Source organism: Geomonas sp. Red32 (assembly GCF_023652955.1).
Lineage (GTDB): Bacteria > Desulfobacterota > Desulfuromonadia > Geobacterales > Geobacteraceae > Geomonas.
In genome coordinates this window covers 607,145-626,845 of record NZ_JAKLOY010000001.1, presented here as the reverse complement: position 1 = coordinate 626,845, position 19,701 = coordinate 607,145, and the positions used below count along the sequence as shown (strand labels likewise).

Here is a 19,701-nt window from a genome sequence, read left to right as displayed (position 1 = left end):
GTTTATTTTATGATATTGCTTCCCGTCGACGCCCATGGGGCAAGGAGGATCGGATGGGGAACGAGCGCGCGGGTGCCGAGCAATGGCGGGAGATCCTGGAGGTCGCCGCCGAGGGGTTCTGGAACTGGGACCTTGAAAACGATATCGCCTATCTGAGCGACAAGTACTGCGACCTCATCGGGTACCACCCGCAGAATACCGTCTTCAATCGCGCCTTCCTCGGCACCCTCATCCATCCCGAGGACCGCGCCCGGGTGCTGGGCAGCATCGAGGATCGTATCGAAGGGCGCCAAGCCGAGCCCGTGGTCGATCACCGGATGGTGTGCCGGGACGGCAGGATCATCTGGGTGGAGGCGCGGGCCCGGGTCGTTGCCCGGGACGCCCGGGGGAGGGGAACCCGCATGGTCGGGACCATCCTCGACATCACCCACCGCAAGGCGGCCGAGGAGGCGCTACGGGCGGGCCAGGTCCGCTACCGGGCCATGGTGGACGCCTTCGACGGCTACATGTACATCTGCTCCCCGGAGTGCAGGATCGAATACCTCAACGAGGCGATGAAGCGCCGCATCGGTTTCGACGCCCTTGGTCACCACTGCTACAAGGTCCTCAACGGACTCGACCACCCGTGCCCCTGGTGCCGCAACGACGAGGTCTTCGCCGGGGATACGGTGCGGGTGGAGATTCTCAGCCAGCGCGACGGCCGCTGGTACGACCTCACCAACAGCCCCATCCACAACGCCGACGGCACGGTCTCGAAGCAGGCCCTCTTCGTCGACATCACCGACCGCAAGAAGGCCGAGATCGCGCTTCGGGAGAGCGAGGGGCGCTACCGCTCGCTGGTGGAGGGGACCCCCGACGCGGTCGTCGTCCACATCGACGGAAACTATGTCTACGTCAACAGGGCGGCGGTTGCGCTTTTGGGTGCCTGTTCCGGCGACGAGGTGCTGGGGAAGCCGGTGCTCTCCTTCATCCACCCCGATTGCCGGGGGGCGATCAGTCACCGGATCCGCGACGTCTACGAGGATGGGGACGAATCCCCGCTCACCGAGATGCGGGTGGTACGAGTGGACGGGAGCGTGCTCTACGTGGAGGCGGTCGGGATGCCGATCGTCTTCAACGGCCGTCCGGCGGTGATGGCGGTGCTGCGGGACATCACCGACCGCAAGAGGGCCGAGGAGGAGCTGGCCCTTTTGAATGCGGAGCTGGAGAGCCGGGTGTCGAAGAGGACCGCCGAGCTGACCCAGGCCATCCGCGATCACGAATCCTTCAGCTACTCGGTATCCCACGACCTCAGGGCACCCCTTCGCCACATCAACAGCTACAGCGCCATCCTCGCCGAAGATTACCAGGAGCATCTCCCCCCCGAGGCGCGCGAGTACCTCGCCAGGATCAGGAGTTCCTCCCGCGTGATGGGGAACCTCATCGATCACCTTTTGGAGCTTTCCCGGGTCGCCCGGACCGACCTCCGCCGCAAGACCATCGACCTGAGCGCTCTGGTGGAAACGACCCTCACCATGTTCGCGGAGACCGAGCCGGGCAGGCGGGTGGAGACCGAGGTGGAGCAGTGTGTGCTGGTGGACGGCGACGCCCATCTCTTGAATCTGCTGGTCCAGAACCTGGTCGGCAACGCCTGGAAATACACCGCACACCAGGAGGTGGGGCGGATCCGGTTCGGGACCGAGTACGAGGGGGATCAGCGGATCTACTTCGTCAAGGACAACGGGGTGGGGTTCGACCAGTCCTACGCGGAGAAGCTTTTCACCCCCTTCGAGCGGCTGCACGGCTCCGAATTCGAAGGGGCCGGGATCGGTCTCGCCTCCGCCAAGAGGATCATTGAGCGCCACGGCGGGAAGATCTGGGGCGAAGGCGCGGTCGGCCAGGGAGCCGCCTTCTTCTTCACCCTCGCCACCTACGGCTGACGGCAAACAGGCAGCAGACCGGACAACTCCTTCCGCGGCCACTCTTTCATCTACCCCCCGCCCCACCGGTGGGGCATAACCTCCCTCACCCGGCCTCCGGCCACCCCTCCACCTATCCTTCCATCATTCGCGTACCAGGAACCGCTCTCAGTTCTCCGGCTTGGGGAGCAGGATGGCCAGCACCATGGCGGTAGCGGTCATGGCGGCGGCGAGGAGGTAGGCGCCTGAGAAGCTTCCGGTGGAGCGGGCGATCATGCCTGCCACCGAGGGGCCCAGCGTCTGTCCGGCGGCGAAGAAGATGGTGATGGTGGAGAAGGCGCCGGCCGCGCGGGTGAAGCCGAGGTAGTCGCCGACGGCGGCGGCCATGATGGCGGGAGTGGCGAAGAGGGCGAGGCCGTAGAGAATGAGGGAGACCGCGAGCACCCCCGCCCCCGGCTTGAGGCCCGCAAGAAGGTAGGCGGCGGTCTGCACGGCAAAGACCAGCGCGAGGCCGTAGCGCCTCCCGATCCGGTCGGAGAGCACCCCGAACAGTATCCCCGAGAAGAAGCTGAAGAATCCCACCCACGACCAGTAAAGTCCCGCCTTGGCCTCGGAAAAGCCGTACTCGCGCACCATGGAGGTGACGATGAAGGTCCCGTAGACCATGAAGGTGGCGCCGAAGGCGAAGTAGAGGATCCCCAGCCTGACCAGGAGCATCCCGTCCCCCCGGTGCTCGTGGGGAACCAGCTGCTCGGGAGCCGGAGGACGGCTGGTGCCGGACGGCTCAAGCCCCAGGTCGGCCGGGCGGTCGCGGATGGCCCAGGCCGCGATGGCGCTCACCGTCAGCGAGATGACCCCCACGACGAGCCAGGCGCTTCGCCAACCGTCAGCCCCCTGGCTGCGGTTCAGGAAGGGGACCAGGAAACCGGCCAGCATGATGGCGGCGCCGTTGCCGGCGATCATCAGCCCGGCCGCCGTCCCGCGCCGGTCGCTGTGGAACCAGTGGCTGATGAGCACCATGGTGGGGATGTTGGCGAAGCCGGTCCCAACCCCGGTGGCGAAGTAGAGAAGGAGCGGCGTCCAGAAACCGCTGGCGCGTCCCATGAGGAGAAGGGCGAGGGTGATGGGGGCGAGCCCGAGGCAGATGACCCGCCTCGCCCCCAGCCTCTTGATGAGCGCGGGGGCCACCAGCACCGAGAGGAGGTATCCGCAGAAGTTCCCGGTGCTGATGAACCCCATCCGGTCGTAGGAAAGGCCGAGTCCGGCCTGCATGGAGGGGATGAGCATCGTGTATGCGTAGCGCGCGAGACCGATGCAGGAGAAGATGATCAGGAAGCCGACGGCGACGATCACCCAGCCGTAGTGAAAGCGTGCCGCCGGCTTAACCACCGCTAGTCGTTTCCTCTGCCGTGACCTTTGCCGTGCCCTTTCCCTTTACCCTTCCCCCTGCCGGGGCCGGCGTCGTCATCCCCGCCCGGTCTCCCGGTGAAGGAAAGGTTACCCGCTTTGAGGGCGTGGAACTCGGCGGAGCCGGGCTTGATTCCGAGCTCCTTCGCGATGGCGCCCCACCCTTTTTTCTTGTTCGGTTTGTAGACCGCCAGCACCCTCTCGGGGGGCCTGGAGGCCATCTGGCCGAGCTGGAAGACCATGAAGGCGTCGGCCGGTTCGGAGACCGAGCGGATCACCGCCTGCACCTGGGGAAGGGCAACTCCGAACTGGGTGCTGATCTTGGCGGAGAAGCCGTTCATGTCGGCGCGTGCCTCGATGTTGACCCGCGAGAGGAAATCGTCCAGGCTCGCGAAGGCCGCGAGCGGAGCGAAGAGGAAGAGGGCGATGGTGAGGGTGCCAATGACCAACCGTTTCATGCTGCCTCCTTTAACTGTGAAAATCCCACGTAGGCCCGGCGAAGGGCGCAATGGACGCACTTTAAAACGGCGCCAAGGCTAAGGCAACCAATAATTTCGCTTACCTTGCCCCTTCCGCTTATTCACGCCGAGTCCCGGTCGAGCGTTTCGCGCACCTTCTTCAAGAGATCGAGCGGCGATACCGGCTTGATCACCACGGGGACCTTCTCGTCGATCAGCATCTTCTGCCGTACCATGTCGGGCGCGTAGCCGCTGGAAAAAAGCACCCTGACGCCGGGGTCGAGCTCCCTGATCTCGTCGTAGGCGTCCTTCCCCGTCTTCCTCGGCATCACCAGGTCGAACAGCAACAGCGAAATGCGGTCGCGGTTCTCCCGGTAGAGCTCGACCGCCTCCTGCCCGTCGTTCGCCACGATCACCCGGTAGCCGAACTCCTCCAGCACGCTGCGGGTGAGCGTCCGTACCGTCTCGTCGTCCTCGGCCAAAAGGACCGTCTCGCTGCCGCGGACCTCGACCTGCTCGGCCGGCGGCTGCTTCTCCTGGACGGGCGCCACCAGGAAGGGGAGGTAGAGCCGGAAGGTGGTCCCCCGCCCCGGCTCGCTGTAGACGTTAACGAAGCCGTCGTGATCCCGGAGGATCCCGTACACCACGGCGAGCCCCAGGCCGGTCCCCTTGCCGACCTCCTTGGTGGTGAAGAAGGGATCGAAGATCTGCTCGCGGGTCTCCCGGTCCATCCCGCGCCCCGTGTCGGAGACCGTCACCAGCACGTACTCCCCGGGCCTTCCGTAGCCGTGGGCGGCGACGAATTCCTCGTCGAAGTGGACCCGCCCGGTCCCGATGGTGAAGAGCCCGCCCCCCTCCATGGCGTCCCGGGCGTTGGTCGCGAAATTCATCAGCACCTGTTCGAGCTGGTGGGGGTCCCCCATGACCGGGAGCGCCTCCGGGGCGAGCTCGGCCCGGCACTGGATGTCCTCCCCGATCACCCGCTGCAGGAATTTTTCCGTTCCCCTGATGATCTCGTTCATGTCCACGATCTTCTTCTCGCTCACCTGCTTGCGGCAGAAGAGGAGCAGGTCCTTGGTCAGGTGCGCCGCCTTCTCGGTCGCCTCCAGCATCTGCTCGATGTCGCTCCTGCGCGGGTCGTCCGGCGCGCTCTTCATGAGGGCGATGGTGCCGTAGCCGACGATGGCGGTCAGGATGTTGTTGAAATCGTGGGCGATGCCGCCGGCGAAGGTGCCGATCGACTCCATCTTCTGCGACTGCCTCAGCTGCTCCTCCAGCCGGTGGCGCTCGCTTACGTCCCGGAAGTACCAGACCCTCCCGAGGCTTTTCCCGTTCTGGTCCACCATGGCCGAGGAGTACTGGTCCAGGATGCGGCCGTCCTTGAGCCCCAGCTCGCAGCGGCTCTTCTCGTCCCGGTGGCTCGCCAGGTGGTCGAGGGTCGCCAGGAACAGCTCGGGCTCCTTGATCTTTCCGGTCAGGTGCCGCAGGAGGGTCTCGTAGCTCCCCGACTCCAGCACCTGGCCGGGAACTCCCCAGATCTCGGCGAACCTGCCGTTGGAGGAGATGATCCTCCCCCGCTCGTCCACCGCCAGGATGCCGTCCAGCGAGGTCTCCTGCTGGGTGGAGAGGAGGACGTTCTTGACCCGGAGCTCCTCTTCGGCCCGGGTGATCTCGGTGACGTCGTGAGCGGTGCCGCGCGAGGCAATCACCTCGCCTCCGGCATCGAAAAGCTGTTCGACGTGCTCGTGGATATGGCGGATGGCGCCGTCGGTTTGTCGCACGACCCGGTGCAGGATGTCGCAGCACTGCTTCTCCTTAACCGACTGCCGGTAGCGGCTCTCGAGGGAATCGCGGTCGTCGGGGTGGACGATCTCCATGAACCTATCCAGGGTGAGCTGTTCCTTTCCCTGCTCCATCCCGAAGATGCGGTAGCACTCCTCAGACCAGAGGAGGTGGCCGGTGGCGAAGTCGAGCTCGAAGGATCCCAGGTGGGCCATCCGCTGGGCCTCGGCGAGATTGCGCTCGTTTCTCATCAGCACCCGGCTCCGCTCCAGAAGCTCGGTCTGGTAGCCGAGGATGGCGTCGCGCATGGCGGCGAAGCGGTCGACCAGTTCCCCCACCTCGTCCGCTTTCCCTTTCTTGAGGGGGACGTCGAAGTTGCCGCGGGCGAGCTGCTTGGCGGCGAGCGAAAGTTCTCTGACCGGCCGGATCACCACCCCCTCCAAAACCCAGGCGGCTCCGGCGATGAAGAGCCCCATGAGGGCAAGCATGACGGTCAAAAGCTCGAGGTTGCGCCGGCGGGGCTGCCGCAGGAGAGGAGCGAAGTCGACCTTCACGCTGAGCGTGCCGAGCTCGGTGCCGCCGTGGCTCATCTTCCTGGTGAGGGTGCGGACATCGTCGTTGCGGGAGGTGTGCGGAGGGGGGGCTTGCAGGGGATAGAGCCGGCGCCCGTCGGTGTCGGTCAGCTCGATGCTGATCCAGTCGCCGTTCTTCTCCTTGAGGGCGTCGAGGTTCTCGAAGATGGTGTCGAGGTTGTGTCCGAGGATGAGGGGAATCAGCCCCTCGATGACGCTGTCGAGGTGGCGCTCGGTCGCCTGCTGGTAGGTGTCCTCGATGGTTTCCAGACTGCGCGGCAGGTACGATCCCCAGAGGTAGCAGGCCAGGAGAAAACTGAAGACAGTAAGAGGGAGCAGGACCTTCCAACGAAGCCTCATAGGGGATCACTCCCCAGCGACCGGCTGCCAGTACCGCTCCAGTCCCCAGTCGACCATCTGCAGGTACTCCTTGAGGGTGGTCGGGCCGATCTCCCTGAAGGGGACCTTGGCGAGGAGCGCTCGGCCCGCCGGGTCCTGCCCCATGGCCAACAGGGCCTGGCGCACCTTTTCCGCATCGGCTTTGGGGACCCGGCGGTGGGCCGCCACGGGGTGGGAGGGGATCGGCCGGGTGGTGTAGATGACCCGCAAAAGGTCGCGGACGGAGGCGGGCTGCTCCTTGAGGGTCTTGTCGATCCCGCCCCCCGCCGCCGCGAGCCCCTGGACGACGTGGAGATAGACCGAGCTGTGGGTCTTCACGTAGAGGGGCTCCATGGTGACATGGAAGCGCTGCTCCAGGTCGGCCCGTATCATCAGGGAGGCCCCGAGCGCGTTGGGGGAGGGGAGGGCGATGACCTTCCCCTCGAGGGAGGCGGCGTCCTGGTAGGGGGAGTCCTTCTTGACCACCAGCACCCCGTGGATCCTGGTACGGTCGCTCACCAGCGGGATGTACCCCTGGCTCTTCCTGGCCTGCACGATGTAGTAGGGATTGACGTAGATGAAGTCGAAGCTCCCCTTGCTGATCTCCTTGTCGAAATCCTGGATCTGCAGGGTGGTGACCAGCCTGAAGGTGAGGCCGGTGCGGCGCTGGAGCTCGTCGACGACCGGGCGCCAGATGGCGTGGAGCTTTCTCTGCTCGAACTGGGGAACGATGCCGATAGTGTAGGTGGCGGCCGCCGCGGGAGTGGATAGGAGGGGAGACCCGGCTACCAGGAACAGTAACAGGAACACGGCTATGACAGTCATAGCGAACCCGCAACCCTTGGTCATGACACCCTCCGGCTTGAGACGACAACATCAACTATAGTCACAATTACTTCGATGTCCAGAGAGGTTCAGCCGATCCACTGAAGTTGCTGTAGCTATGCCAGAGTGGCGGGGGCCGGTGTCTGAAAAGGTGCCGTGAGGGGGTGGGATCAACTCTTTTCCGTGGTGGTTTCCTTGAGGAACTGCTCGGCGCAGTCGGGGCAGAGCCCGTGGCTGAATTGGGCATCGGAGTTCATGGTGATGTAGGTCTCCAGCTGTTCCCACGACTCCTTGTTGTTGTGGATCTTCTTGCAGTACATGCAGATGGAGATGATCCCTTCCAGCCGCTTGGTCCTCGCGAGGGTCGCATCCAGCGCCTCGTTTTGCTGCACGAGGAGCTGCTGCGCCTCATGGCGCTTGGCGACCTCCTCCTCGTTGCGCTTCCACTCCCGGTAGATCAAGAAGACCGCCACCACGCTCATCAGCAGGAAGGAGGACATCAGGGAGCTCATGGTCTGCACCTCCCGGTACCACTCCACGAGCGCCTCCGAATCCGCGCGTCCCACCACGAGGTAGTAGGGCTGGGGGAGCGCCAGGCGCCGGAACGAATAGGTCCTCTCCACGCCGTCCATCCTGCTGCGGGAGCGGTAGCTGCCGGTGGTTCTTTTGTCGGCGAGCAGGGCGGCTAAGACCGGGGCGCTGATGCGGTTGCCCGGTTTTTGGCCGATGGTTTCCACCTGGGGATAGCGCGCGATCAGCCGGAGGCCGTCGTCGAGGAGGGCAACCAGCCCCTGCTTGCCGTTGTTGATCCGGGAGAACTGACGGGAAAGGTAATCGAGGTCGAGCCCGGCGTAGACCAGGCCGCCGAAGCTTCCGTCGGGGCGGTTGATGCGGCGGGCGAGGACCACCATCCATTTCCCGGTGATCCCTCCCACGAGCGGCGCGGAGATGACCATCCCGGCTTCCGGGCGGTCCCTGAGGGTGGCGAAATAGTCGCGGTGGGCGACGCTGATGGTGGTCTTCGGCTTGATCTGCTGGGGGCCGTAGACGGCCTCGCCTTGGGGATCGGTCGCCCGGAGCGCCACCAGCTCGGGCATCCGCCGGTGCTCGCGGACCAGGAAGGCGTCGAGCTTGGCCGGAGCGATCCCACCCTCTTCGAGCTGGCGCTCCGCTTCGTCGGTCACCGCCTGGAGGCCCAGGTCGATCTTGGAGAAAAGACCGGAGAGACTCTCGTCCATGACCTGCGAGATGTTCTGGGTCCCCACCACGGCGCGGTGCGCGTAATGGGAGTGGCTTCTCCAGAGCGCATAGCAGATGGTGGCCGCCACCAGCAGGTTGAGCAGGGTCACCGCAAGGATGAGGTTTCTGAGAAAGGCCGCGTGCCTCAAGGAGAGCCTCCGCCTGACACAGTGTAGAGCTTGTCCCGGACTGTACGATATGGGGCGGATTCTACACGAAACGGAAGAGATAGTCTTCATCTTTTCGTTAGTCAATCGTTACCCGCCAGCTATGTCACGATGCCGCTCTATTCTCCCCCCGCCCCTCTGACTGAACCAGTGCGGGTACTCCCGGTATTGCCCTTCCTGAACAGCTGTGCGCCGGCTGAACAGATTTCCGGGCGCTTTGTTCGTGCTGGGGTTGGAGTTCTGACAGTGCTAACATACGATAAAACAGTACGTTATGTGCCGCGGACTCCGCTGGCCGCTTCGGGAATGAATATTGAAAATCGTTATCGCAAAGATGTTCATCCCTCCGGCCACGGAGCTGACCATGAAAACGATAGCGATAGATTTCAAGTTCCCGATCCGGGCTTCGATACCGGCAACCCTCACCGCACTGGCCCTGCTGATCTCCCTCACCGGCTGCGCCGGCAACTGGAAGCTCGTGAGCTTCCAGCCCGGCCTCGGCGGAGGCGGCGGCTGGCACGTCTACACCCAGCTGGAAGAGCCCGAAGATGCCGCCGAACAGGCGGCGGTGCAGGTGGCGGCCGACCGCAAGAACCGCGAGGCTGGGAACGCCGAGGTGATCTTCATCACGCAGGACCGGTGGTTCTCCTACGTGTACGCGGTCGAGAAGGGTGACGACGGCAACTGGCTCGGCCTCCGGACCTTCACCCGGTTCGTGGTGGCGGGTGGAAAGATCGCCGCCCGTTCCGACCGGGTCCGCGAGTTCCTGGTGGATGCCGACTTCGAGAGGGCGGTGCTGCGGGACGCTTCCATGGCCGGAAGCATCGACTCCGTCTTGATCTACTACGACATACTGCACCCGGTTTCCATGTCCAGCCGCCCGCTGAGCCCCTGCGCCGCCGAGGTGCGGATCTTCCAGGAGGGAGAGACCGGCGGCCGGCCGATGGCGAGGAAGGTGGTCAACTACTGCGCACTGAAAAAACTGAAGGAACCCAACGGCTAGCGGCGGACCGCCGGCCCCGGGCATAAAAAAACACCCGTCATCCTTTGCGGACGGCGGGTGTTTTTTGGTGGGAGAGTATGCTACCGCGGAAGAGCGACTAGAAGCGGTAGCCCACACCGACACCGATCAGGTTCGGGTTGAGGTCGAGCTTGTATTTGACGCCGGCGATGGTGGCCTTGGTGTCGGCGTTCAGGTACTTGTAGTCGACGTTGAAGTAGAGGTTGTTGGTCATCTTGAAGTCGATGCCGGCCTGGAGGGCGTAGCCGACCGAGTTGTCGATGGAGAAGTCGCTCACGTCGTTGAGGCGGGATTTGAAGGGGAAGATGACGTTGAAGCCGGCGCCGAGGTACGGGCTGACGGTGCTGCCTGCCAGCGGGTGGTACTTCACGGTGATGGTCGGGGGGAGCAGCCAGGTGGTGCCTTCGAATTTCCCGCCGAGCTTGATGTCGTTGCGGGTCACGCCGGCGATGGCTTCGACGGAGATGTTCTTCATGAAGAAGTACTCGAAGTCGACCTCGGGGATGATGTCGGCACTGACTTTCGGGGTCAGCGTGCTCAACTGGCCGTCAAAATCCTCGTCGGGCAGCACGTAGACCGCCCTCATGCGGATGCCAACCTTCTGGTAATCGTCAGCGGCGGCTGCGATAGCAGAAATACCCAGCGACAGAGCAAGCACCAGACCCAACACCCCTACCATTTTTCTCATCTTTTTCTCCCCTGCTTTGTATTTTGAGAGGGCAATTCCTCTCAATGGCAACAAGACAAATGGGATCAAAAAGATCCATTTGGTGCCGCATAAATAACCCGGTCCTTGACCTAAGTCAAGAAAATACATTTTTTGTAAGAGAAAATCTTGCCGGTGTTAAGGGGTACCCTGACGGCTGGGCCGCGCTGGCGTGGTACTGGGAAAGGGATACTGATTCCGCATATTTCTCTGAAACTGGGCACAAATGAATCCTGGCTGTGACTGCGTCACCGGCGGCTGTGACTATCTTATCTTTAGCTGTGACCGTGGCTTTGCCGCCGCTGTGACTTGACAGTGTCATAGAGCAAAGTAAAATTCCTTCGATAACTAACATTAAAAATTACATATTCATAAAAGCCAAACCCTGAGTGATCAGGGGGCGGAAAATGACGGGACTTGATTCATTCCCACTCGAGCCGGCGGTTGCTTTTTGACTGCTGTTCCCCCGGCCGGACGATCAAGTTGGCCGAATTGCCGGATGCGACCACCGTTACGGACGCCGCTCGGCAGTTCGGCCTTTTGTTGTCCGGTGTCCGGTACTCGGAAGTCAGAGGACCGGTCGGAGGGGAGAGGCGTGACCATGAGACGCGTCGTAGGGCTTTGGTGGGCGTTCTCGCTGGCTGCCTTGGTGGCGGCCTGCGGTGGAGGAGGCGGAGGGGCCGTCACCCGGGAGGGGAGCGGGGTCGTTTACACGGGATCGACCGCCCCGGCTCCGGTCACGGCGGGGGCCGCGCGGGAGTTGTTCGCCCTTATCTGGGACGGGGGGAGCGCGCTCGGGAGCGTCTTCTCGACGGCGGCGGTCGCCAAGGCGGTGCCGGGGCGCCACGGCCAGCTCGCCGCTGCCCGGCGGCTGGCCCGCCATCTTAGCGGCGAATACCGGAAGCTCGTCTCCGCCAATGGTCACGCGGCGGCGGCTCGCGAGGCCATCGCCATCGACCAGACCATCGCCGGTGGCGTCAGCGGCACCATGACGCTGAAGGGGACCCTCGACGACGGTGCCGGTACCGGGACCATTGCCGTTGTCTTTTCCGGCTACAACGACGGCGACGGCTACACCAACGACGGGTCCGCGACCCTGCAGGTCTGCGCCGTCAACGCAGAACTGGGAGTGATCACCGGCTGGACCATGAGCTTCTCCTCCTGGTCGATCTGCGGAGCCGGCTGCAACCTCATGCTCAACGGCTCGCTCCGGATGCGCATTTCGCTGCCGGAGAGCGCGGAAACGGTCACCATCAACCTGGACGGCCAAGACAGCGGTTCCGGCGGCACGTTCAGGTTCCAGGATCTCGCCATCTGCTACCGCTTCGCATCCCCCCCCTACGTCGACGTCGCCTACTCCGGGCGCGTCTACCTGGAAAAATACGGCTACTTCGATATTTCCACCGACTGCCCCTACTCCTTCGCCCCGCTGGGGAGCACTCCCTGCCACGGCGGACCTATCGTCGTCTCCGGCGGCGGCAGCGGCCGCGCGCTCATCACCCCCCTGAGCTACGGAGTCAGGATCGAGGTGGACCGGGACGGGGACACTCTCCCGGAAGCGACCGAACGCTACCTCTGGGACAACCTCTCCGGTGCCCCCTTTCAGTCCGTCGTCGTGTCGCCCGGCACCACCAGCGTTCCGGTCGGGATGACCCAGCAGTTCACCGCGGCCGCCTCCCTGGCTGACCACACCACCCGTGACCTGACCGCCATGGCGGATTGGTCGTCCTCCGCCCCGTCGGTGGCGCTGGTCTCCTCCACCGACGTCGCCTACAGCGCCTGCATCGCCTGGGGGTGCGCCTCCACCGTGGGGCTTGGCTCCACCACCATCACCGCCACCATCGGCGACCTTTCCGGCGCCGCAGTCATGTCGGTTATCTCGGCGTCGCTACTCTCCCTCGAGCTCCAGGGGCCCCTTGCTGCCGGGGACCCGGTGCTCGCCATCGGTATGACCGGCCAGATGAAAGCCATCGCGACTTTCTCCGACCACGTCCCGCGCGACGCAACTACCCTCGTCGGCTGGAGATCGTCGGACCATTCGGTGGCCACCGTGAGCGACCAGCAGGGGGCTAAGGGAATCGTGGCCGCCCTGGGAAGCGGCGTCACCACCATCACCGCCTCCGCCGGGTCGCTCGCCGCCTCCCTCCCGCTCACCGTCACCCCCTGGAGCCTCGCCTACTCCTCCACAACGGCCGACCTTTACCGGGTAGCCTGGTCGGGCTCGCGCTATGCCGCGGTCGGTGCCCGGGGGACCGTCGTCACCTCCTCCGACGGGGTGGGGTTCGAGACCAGGAGTTCCGGCGTCTCCGCCCCGCTCTACGACATCGCCTGGTCCGGGAACAGTTTCGTCGCGGTGGGGGGGGAGGGAACCATCCTCACCTCTCCGGACGGGGGGATCTGGACCCGCCAAGAGCCGGGGACCTCCCGCGACCTCTACGCGGTGGCCTGGGCCGGGAGCGCCTTCGTCGCAGTGGGGGCGGAGGGGACCATCGCCACCTCGCCGGACGGGGGAACCTGGACCCGCCGCCCCTCGGGAACCACGAGCCCCCTCTATGGGGTGGCCTGGTCGGGAAGCCGGCTGGTGGTCACCGGGGCCAACGGTACCGGCCTGACATCGGCGGATGGCACCTCCTGGACCGTCCATGGCGGCGCCCCCAACGGGAGGATCGCCTGGAACGGCGCCGTCTTCGTGGCACTGTCCGGCCTTCCCGGGGGGGCCGATCTCTACCCTTACCCGGTCCACACCTCCGCCGACGGTATCGCCTGGAGCGATAGCGAGACCCCCTTCGGCACCTCCTGGCACGCCTCCGACGTCGCCTGGTGCGGCGCGAGCTTTCTGGCCGCCGGCACCGACGGCCGGGTGGCCACCTCCCAAGACGGCACCACCTGGAGCGCGTGGCAGGCCGGAACCGGCGATTATCTCGCTTCGGTGAGCTGCACGGGAGACCGCATCCTGCTCGCCGGCCGGGGGGGGACCATCCTCTCGCTTGCCCGCTCCGCACTCCCCCGTCCCCTCGCCACCCGCCCCCGGCGCTGATCTACCCGTTTGCTGCGCCCTCCGGCCGGACCGGGGGGGCGCAGCGAAGCGTCCGGCCGCTCATGCCGGAGGGCAGTAGCGATACTCTCGCCAGTTGTCAGGAATTATCTTGCGGTGTCTCAGTGATTGCCGCGTAAGTTGTCGTGAATAACCTTTCCTAAAAAATACTCAATATCGTTCTTCCTAATACCGATCTAATTACTCTGCCAGTGGAGAAAGTTTCCTTGCCGTGCCTGTTTATACAGACTCACCCTCATCTTTCAGGGAGCTTGAGAGAGCACGAGCTGGACTACCATCAAAAGAACGCGCCGGAGGCCGAGACATGCGGTACGTCAGATTGAGAGATTGGAGCATTTCCGCAAAGATCATGGGTATATCCATGGTCTCCGTACTGCTGATCACCCTGCTGAATTTCCTCTACCTGCTCCCCACTTTCGAGGAGAAGGTGGTGGCCGAAAGGGAGGCGACCCTGAAGTCGGTGATCGACATCCCGGTGGCCCTGGTGGCCGATTACCAGGAACGGGTGGCCAAGGGGGAGTTCCCGGTGGCCGAGGCGCAGAAACGTGCGCTCGAGCGGATCAGGTCGCTACGCTATGCCGGCAACGAGTACTTCTGGATCAACGATTTCAACGCCCGCATGGTCATGCATCCCATCAAGCCCGACATGGAGAACAAGGACCAGAGCGCCCTTAAAGACCCCGACGGCAAGGCCATCTTCAGCGAGTTCGCCGAGGTGGGAAGGACCAAGGGGGAGGGAATCGTCGAATACCGGTGGCCCAAGCCCGGGCAGACCGCGCCGGTCAGGAAGCTTTCCTACGTGAAGAGCTACCGGCCGTGGGGGTGGGTCATCGGGACCGGCCTGTATGTCGACACCCTGGACAAGGAGATCATGGCCGTCCGCATGAAGGTGGCGGCGGCAACGCTTGTCATCGTCGCCCTCGTCCTGATCCTGGCCTACCTGGTTTCCTCCCGGCTGGGGCGCCGGATCGGCAGGCTTATCTCCGCTGCCGACGAGCTCGCCAAGGGGAGCGTCTCCTTCGAGATCGTGGTCGATTCCGGGGACGAGACCGGGAAGCTTGCCGGGGCCATGAAGAACATGGCCGCCAACATCGTCGAAGCGGCGGGGATGGCCGAGCGGATGGCGGCCGGTGATCTCGACATCGACGTCTCCGCCAACCGTGACAACCTCCTCTTGGCCAACCTCGGCAAGACCGCCGAGGCGGTCAGGGCGGTCACCACCGACCTGGAGCTTTTGACCAAGGCGGCGGTGGAGGGAAGACTGACCACGCGGGCCGACGCCTCCGGCCACCAGGGGAGATTCCGCCTGGCCGTGGAAGGGATCAACCGCCTCATCGACCGGCTGGTAGGGCTGGTGGACGGCATGCCGACTCCGGCCATGATCATCGACCGCGACTACACCATCCTCTACATGAACGAGCTGGGAGCCAAGGTGGGGGGGAAACAGCCGTCCCAGGTGGTGGGGACCAAGTGCTACGACCATTTCAAGACCGCCGACTGCCGCACCGAGAAGTGTGCCTGCGGCCGCGCCATGCTCACGGGGGTCTCGTGCAACGGCGAGACCGATGCCCATCCCGCCGCCGGGGTGGATCTCGACATCGCCTACGCCGCGGTCCCGCTGCGCTCTGATGACGGGGAGGTGATCGGTGCTTTCGAGGTGGTCTCCGACCAGACCGCCATAGTCAAGGCGGCCAGGACCGCCCGGAAGGTCGCGGATTACCAGGATGCGGAAACCAGGAAGGTGGTGGACGGGCTTTCCAAACTGGCCGCCGGAGAGTTGGGATTCGCCATCGCGACGGCACCTGCCGACGACGATACCAGGGGAGTGCAGGAGACCTTCGAGACCATCGCCTCCGCCCTCAACAGCTGCATCGACGTGGTGTCGTCCCTCAGTGCGGACGCCACCATGCTGTCGGCGGCGGCCACCGAGGGGCGCCTCGGCGTGCGGGCCGATGCCACGAGGCACCAGGGGGCCTACCGCGACATCGTCGAGGGGGTGAACGCCACCATCGACCGGCTGGTGGCCCTTTTGGACAAGATGCCCGCTCCCGCCATGATCATCGACAAGGATTTCAACGTCCTGTACATGAACGAGCTCGGGGCACGGGTGGGAGGGAAGACCGCCGCGCAGGTGGCGGGTACCAAGTGCTACGACCACTTCAAGACCGGCGATTGCAATACCCCCAACTGCGCCTGCCACCGTGCCATGACCACCGCCCAGGATGCCACCAGCGAGACGGAGGCCCACCCCGCGGCGGGACTGGATCTCGACATCGCCTATACCGGGGTCCCCATCCGCGGCCACGCCGGGACGGTGATCGGAGCCTTCGAGGTGGTTACCGACCTGACCGCGGTGAAACAGGCCGCCCGCAAGGCGCAGAAGGTGGCCGACTACCAGAACCACGAGACTCGCAAGCTGGTGGAAGGGCTCGAAAGGCTGGCCAAGGGGGATCTTGCCGTGCAGCTCGCGACCGAGGCGGCCGATGCCGATACCACGGAGGTCAAGGGGACCTTCGACACCCTGGCCGCGGCGGTCAAGAGCTCGGTGGATGCCAACCGGAGGATCACCCAGGCGGCCCAGCAGATTGCCCAGGGGGACCTGACCGTGCAGATCACGGAGCGCTCCCCCGAGGACGAGCTGATGCAGGCCCTGGCGGCCATGGTGGAGAAGTTGAGCAGCGTGGTGAGCGAGGTGAAATCGGCAGCCGGCAACGTGGCTGCCGGGAGCCAGGAGCTGTCGGGGAGCTCGGAGACCATGTCCCAGGGGGCGAGCGAGCAGGCCGCTTCCGCCGAGGAGGCTTCCTCCTCCATGGAGGAGATGTCCTCCAATATCAGGCAAAACGCCGACAACGCCATGCAGACCGAGAAGATCGCCGCCAAGTCGTCCCAGGATGCCCAGGAGGGGGGGCGGGCGGTACAGCAGACGGTAACCGCCATGAAGGAGATCGCGGGCAAGATCTCCATCATCGAGGAGATCTCCCGCCAGACGAACCTCCTGGCCCTCAACGCCGCCATCGAGGCGGCCCGGGCAGGCGAACACGGCAAAGGGTTTGCGGTGGTGGCCTCCGAAGTGAGAAAGCTTGCCGAGCGGAGCCAGCGGGCGGCCGCCGAGATCTCGGAGCTCTCCGCCACCAGCGTCGACGTGGCGGAGAAGGCCGGGGCGATGCTGAGCACCATGGTCCCGAACATCCAGAAGACCGCCGAGCTCGTCCAGGAGATCAGCGCCGCCTGCCGGGAACAGGACACCGGTGCCGAGCAGATCAACAAGGCGATCCAGCAACTGGACCAGGTGATCCAGCAAAACGCCTCGGCCGCCGAGGAGATTTCCTCCACTGCGGAGGAGCTATCGAGCCAGGCAGCCCAGCTCCAGGACACCGTGGGATTCTTCAAGCTCGCCGAAGGGGCGCAGCCCGCCCGCAAGGCGCCCGTCCGGCCTCCGGCGCCTGCCGCCAGGAAGGCCCCCAAGCGGCCGAAGACCTTTGCCGCCGGCAAGGAAGCCGGCCACAGTATCGACCTGAGCGACGAGCCGTATGCCGACGACGCCTACGAGCGTTACTGACCCGCTGTTCAACTCCCTCCCCTTCAAGGGGAGGGTAGGGGTGAGGATGGGATAAAAAAGGGGAGGCCCGGCGGGAGGATGGGGTGAAAAAGGGAAGCCCGGCGGATGGGGTTACCGGGACGAGCGCTTGCCTGCGTTGCGGGGGAAGATGGCGCTGGCGGAAAGCCCCATCCTGCAAAGCCTGAACTCGACGGCGGTCTTGAGAACGCCCAGGCCGTAGATGACGCTGCGGCGGAAGTTGATGGAGGAGGCTTCCTCGAAGTACTTGGTCGGGCAGGAGACCTCGCCGATCCGGAAGCCGGCCCACACCATCTGGGCGATCATCTGGTTGTCGAAGACGAAATCCTCGGAGTTGCTGTCCAGCGGGAGGTTTTCCAGCAGCTCGCGCGAGAACGCGCGGTAGCCGGTGTGGTACTCGGAGAGTTTTTGCCCCAGCAGGAGGTTTTCCACCAGGGTGAGGAAGCGGTTGGCGACGTACTTGTACAGCGGCATCCCCCCCTTGAGCGCACCAACGCCGAGGATGCGGGAGGCGAGCACCGCGTCGAACTCGCCGTAGGCGATCATCGCGCACATGGCGGCGATCAGTTTGGGGGTGTACTGGTAGTCGGGGTGCAGCATGACCACGATGTCGGCACCGAGGCCGAGAGCGGTCCGGTAGCAGGTCTTCTGGTTGCCCCCGTAGCCGCGGTTTTCGGGATGGATGACGGTGTGGATGGCGAGCTTTTGGGCAAGCCCCGCGGTGTTGTCGCGGCTGGCGTCATCGACGAGGACCACGTCGTCCACGAACTCGAAGGGAATTTCCCGGTAGGTCATCTCCAGGGTCTTCTCCGCGTTATAGGCGGGAAGGACCACTACAACTTTCTTGCCATTGATCATAACATTCCACTTTCATAACAAAATCGGGCGGCCGTAATTCCGCGAGGCCGGCGGCCCCCGTCCCGGAATGGGCGAGGACCGCCGACAATCTAGAATAATTCCTTTCTCCAGGCAAGGCCAATTCTTGCTACCCCGCCTTCAGCGGATCTCCTCCCTAACGGACCCCCGCCCTTCACCCGCCATTTTCCCCGGCCGGCAGTTTCTTCTTCAACAGGTTCAATTTGGTCTGTGCCGCCTGGCGAAGCCGGCTCAGCTCCCCGAACATCCGGACCACCTCCGCCTGCGCTAGCTGGTCGAGGTCGAGCGCCTCCAGCCTCTGGAGAAAGAGCGCGACGAACGTAGGCTCGTCCTGCGCTTCCTTTTGCTTTATGGCCCGTTTCCTGATGCGGATCTCGCCGCGGGTGAGCCCCCTCTCCTTGTACTTCTGGTAAAGCGCCGACATCCTCCCGGCGGTGCCCGCCTTGACGATCTCCTGGAGGATTCCGCGCGCGACCTTCGGGTCGTTGCGGCAGTCGTTCTTGACGGTTTCGGGAAGCCGGTTGAGCGAGAGTATTTCGGAAAGGGTCGACTCCGCCTTGCCGAGAATGCCGGAGAGATCGGCCAGGGTGTAGCTGTGCTCCCCCTTGAGCCGTTCGATCGCCTCCGCCTCCTCGATGGCGGTGAGGTCCTCCCGCAGCAGGTTCTCCACCAGGGCGATCTCCACCGCGTTTCCTGCCGTCACGATCACCGGGACCTCGGTCAGCCCGGCCTGAAGGGCGGCCTGGTACCTCCTCTCCCCGGAGACCACCGTCAACCCTCCGTCCCCCGCCTTGCAGGCCAGGATCGGCTGGAGAATACCATGGGTGGTGATCGACCTCCCGAGGTCTGCCAGTGCTACTGGGTCGAAGTACTTGCGGGGCTGTTGCGGGTCAGGCTTGAGATTGGCCAGCGGGACCTGATACAGCCGTTGCATCCGGTACCTCGGTGCTCTTCCGCTCATAGTGGACCTCCTTGTTATGAGGTGATGTCAGGAGTGAAGCTGGCTGTGTAAGGGGATGGCGGTTTTGCATGTGAAAATGTTAATAAAAATGCTGCCCATGTCAAACGGGAGGAAGCGGTGGCCGGGTAAGGGGGGTACCGGAAAATTGAAAGTTGCATTCAGAATGCGGTATTGTCCAAGGATTCCCTGGCGATAAGTGAGGTTCGGCATGCCGAACCTCGGTCACGCAAAATGACGAATAAGCAAAATCCCTGCATGCGGCGGGAAAAAATGGGGAGCCGGAGCCTACCCCCACGGCGTGGCGGAAGGGGGCCGAAGTCCCCCATGACAAAGGAGGATTTGGGGGATTGCCTGCCGGTTGGTGAGGGGAACGGCGGTAGGGGAAGCGGGATACGCCGGTTCACCCTCTCCCGGGGGGGAGGGGAGAACCGGCGCGAAGGGAAGACAGGGTGGGGCTAGTGCTTGTGGTGCCCGCGCTCGCCGTGCTCGCCGCGCTCGTCGCGGTCCCGGTCGTGGTCGCGGTGCCCGTAGGCGTGGCCGTGCTTCTTCTTGTGGTGGCGCTCCTTGTACCGCTCGTCCCTCTCCAGGTAGACGACCCGGCCGTGCTCCCGGTAGTAGGGGCGGCCGTCCTGCACCAAGACGGTCACGCCGGGGGGCGCGGGGAGGTAGCCGTTGAGATTGATGTTGACCGAGGCGGATGCCAGGGCGCTGGATGCGGCAAGCGTAAGCGCGGCGACGGTCAGGCCGAGCGAGATGGTAGTTTTCTTCATGTACAATCC

Annotated in this window: 13 protein-coding genes and 1 riboswitch; of the genes, 4 read left to right on the top strand and 9 right to left on the bottom strand. The window is 64.4% G+C overall.

Going from position 1 to position 19,701, the window contains the following annotated elements:
* Positions 1–53 precede the first annotated feature (53 nt).
* Complete coding sequence (locus L4X63_RS02745; RefSeq protein WP_250677053.1) at positions 54–1,919, top strand: PAS domain-containing sensor histidine kinase; 1,866 nt, start codon at positions 54–56, stop codon at positions 1,917–1,919.
* 147 nt (positions 1,920–2,066) lie between these two features.
* Here L4X63_RS02745 and L4X63_RS02740 read toward each other — a convergent pair whose 3' ends face one another.
* The 5 genes from L4X63_RS02740 to L4X63_RS02720 form a co-directional block, all read right to left on the bottom strand.
* Positions 2,067–3,287: a YbfB/YjiJ family MFS transporter gene (locus tag L4X63_RS02740; RefSeq protein WP_250677052.1), complete on the bottom strand. Its 1,221-nt coding sequence runs from the start codon at positions 3,285–3,287 to the stop codon at positions 2,067–2,069.
* A 2-nt stretch (positions 3,288–3,289) separates the two neighbouring features.
* Complete coding sequence (locus L4X63_RS02735) at positions 3,290–3,763, bottom strand: hypothetical protein (protein ID WP_250677051.1); 474 nt, start codon at positions 3,761–3,763, stop codon at positions 3,290–3,292.
* Between the two features lie 122 nt (positions 3,764–3,885).
* On the bottom strand, positions 3,886–6,477 hold the full coding sequence (locus tag L4X63_RS02730; RefSeq protein WP_250677050.1) for an ATP-binding protein: 2,592 nt from the start codon (positions 6,475–6,477) through the stop codon (positions 3,886–3,888).
* 6 nt (positions 6,478–6,483) lie between these two features.
* On the bottom strand, positions 6,484–7,344 hold the full coding sequence (locus L4X63_RS02725; RefSeq protein WP_250677049.1) for a phosphate/phosphite/phosphonate ABC transporter substrate-binding protein: 861 nt from the start codon (positions 7,342–7,344) through the stop codon (positions 6,484–6,486).
* 146 nt (positions 7,345–7,490) lie between these two features.
* On the bottom strand, positions 7,491–8,708 hold the full coding sequence (locus L4X63_RS02720; RefSeq protein WP_250677048.1) for a cache domain-containing protein: 1,218 nt from the start codon (positions 8,706–8,708) through the stop codon (positions 7,491–7,493).
* A gap of 382 nt (positions 8,709–9,090) precedes the next feature.
* Between L4X63_RS02720 and L4X63_RS02715 the strand changes: the two genes are divergently transcribed.
* Positions 9,091–9,729, top strand: a complete 639-nt coding sequence (locus tag L4X63_RS02715; RefSeq protein ID WP_250677047.1) for a hypothetical protein — start codon at positions 9,091–9,093, stop codon at positions 9,727–9,729.
* 97 nt (positions 9,730–9,826) lie between these two features.
* Here L4X63_RS02715 and L4X63_RS02710 read toward each other — a convergent pair whose 3' ends face one another.
* Positions 9,827–10,435 carry an OmpW/AlkL family protein gene (locus L4X63_RS02710; RefSeq protein ID WP_250677046.1) on the bottom strand — a complete coding sequence of 203 codons (609 nt, stop codon included), beginning with the start codon at positions 10,433–10,435 and terminating at the stop codon, positions 9,827–9,829.
* A gap of 385 nt (positions 10,436–10,820) precedes the next feature.
* A riboswitch (cyclic di-GMP riboswitch) is annotated at positions 10,821–10,953 on the top strand.
* Between the two features lie 101 nt (positions 10,954–11,054).
* Between L4X63_RS02710 and L4X63_RS02705 the strand changes: the two genes are divergently transcribed.
* Positions 11,055–13,490 (top strand): Ig-like domain-containing protein, encoded by a 2,436-nt coding sequence (locus L4X63_RS02705; RefSeq protein ID WP_250677045.1) that lies wholly within the window; start codon positions 11,055–11,057, stop codon positions 13,488–13,490.
* A 367-nt stretch (positions 13,491–13,857) separates the two neighbouring features.
* On the top strand, positions 13,858–17,067 hold the full coding sequence (locus L4X63_RS02700) for a cache domain-containing protein (protein ID WP_250677044.1): 3,210 nt from the start codon (positions 13,858–13,860) through the stop codon (positions 17,065–17,067).
* Between the two features lie 111 nt (positions 17,068–17,178).
* Here L4X63_RS02700 and L4X63_RS02695 read toward each other — a convergent pair whose 3' ends face one another.
* The 3 genes from L4X63_RS02695 to L4X63_RS02685 all read right to left on the bottom strand — a co-directional run bounded on the left by L4X63_RS02695 (position 17,179) and on the right by L4X63_RS02685 (position 19,692).
* Positions 17,179–17,943 (bottom strand): glycosyltransferase family 2 protein, encoded by a 765-nt coding sequence (locus L4X63_RS02695; protein ID WP_250677043.1) that lies wholly within the window; start codon positions 17,941–17,943, stop codon positions 17,179–17,181.
* Positions 17,944–18,115: 172 nt separating this feature from the next.
* Positions 18,116–18,922 carry a ParB/RepB/Spo0J family partition protein gene (locus L4X63_RS02690; protein WP_250677042.1) on the bottom strand — a complete coding sequence of 269 codons (807 nt, stop codon included), beginning with the start codon at positions 18,920–18,922 and terminating at the stop codon, positions 18,116–18,118.
* A 455-nt stretch (positions 18,923–19,377) separates the two neighbouring features.
* On the bottom strand, positions 19,378–19,692 hold the full coding sequence (locus L4X63_RS02685) for a hypothetical protein (RefSeq protein WP_250677041.1): 315 nt from the start codon (positions 19,690–19,692) through the stop codon (positions 19,378–19,380).
* Positions 19,693–19,701: the final 9 nt, after the last annotated feature.